The following is an 886-nucleotide window of genomic DNA, read 5'->3' as shown; positions in this document are numbered from 1 at the left end:
CTAGGGGCTGTCCCTGATCTCCGGCCCGAAAATCAACCTGGCGGATCTAACCTCAGGGTTGGACCCAGCTTCAGAGGGCATCTGGAGGTTGCCGGCCAGCGTCAGGCGTGATCAACACTGGCTGTGCGCCGACATGAACTGAGCGATGCCGAGTGGAGCCGCATTGAGCCCCTGCTGGGCTCTCGCAGCGGCCCTCCCTCGAAGCGTGGGGACCGCGACTTCATCAACGCTGTCATCTATCGCGTGAAGACGGGCGTGCAGTGGCGCGACCTGCCCGAGAGGTTCGGCCACTGGAAGACGGTCTACAACCGCTTCCACCGCTGGGCGCAGACCGGACGCTGGGAAGCCATCTTCAAGGCGCTGCGACTTGACGTGGATGAAGTGGGCTCCCTCGTGGATGCCTCCGTCGTCCGGGCGCACCAGGACGCCTCGGGCGGAAAAGGGGGGTCCGAAGCAATGCTCTGGGGCGTTCTCGAGGAGGTTTTTCAACGAAGGTTCACGCCGTCACAACGACGAGCGGTAAGCCGCTCCACCTCGCGCTGACGCCCGGTCAGCAACATGAGTCCACGATGGCTGAGGAGCTGCTGGTGCATGCGGAAGGCGGCGCCTTCATCGCGGACACGGGCTATGACGCCGAGCGGATTCGCGTCAATGCTCAGAAGGTGGGCATGAAGCCTGTCATTCATCCCCATCCGAGCCGCAAGCAGCCGCCGCCGCTGGACGGCACCCTCTATCGACTACGCTACCGGGTGGAGTGCTTCTTCCACGACTTGAAGCGTTTTCGCGCCGCCGCCACCCGTTACGACAAGACGGCGAGCAGCTACCTCGCCGTCCTGCATGTCGCCTCCATGCTTCTTTGGCTGCGCTAATCAGGGACAGCCCCTAG

General features: G+C 63.8%; 1 pseudogene. It reads left to right on the top strand.

Annotated elements, in window-relative coordinates:
• Positions 1-123: 123 nt before the first annotated feature.
• A pseudogene (locus D7X30_RS43935) lies at positions 124-869 on the top strand (IS5 family transposase).
• Positions 870-886: the final 17 nt, after the last annotated feature.

The organism is Corallococcus sp. AB011P, assembly GCF_003611605.1.
Taxonomy (GTDB): domain Bacteria; phylum Myxococcota; class Myxococcia; order Myxococcales; family Myxococcaceae; genus Corallococcus; species Corallococcus coralloides.
Note: the sequence above shows the minus strand (reverse complement) of the source record. Positions and strands in the feature narration are given on the sequence as shown.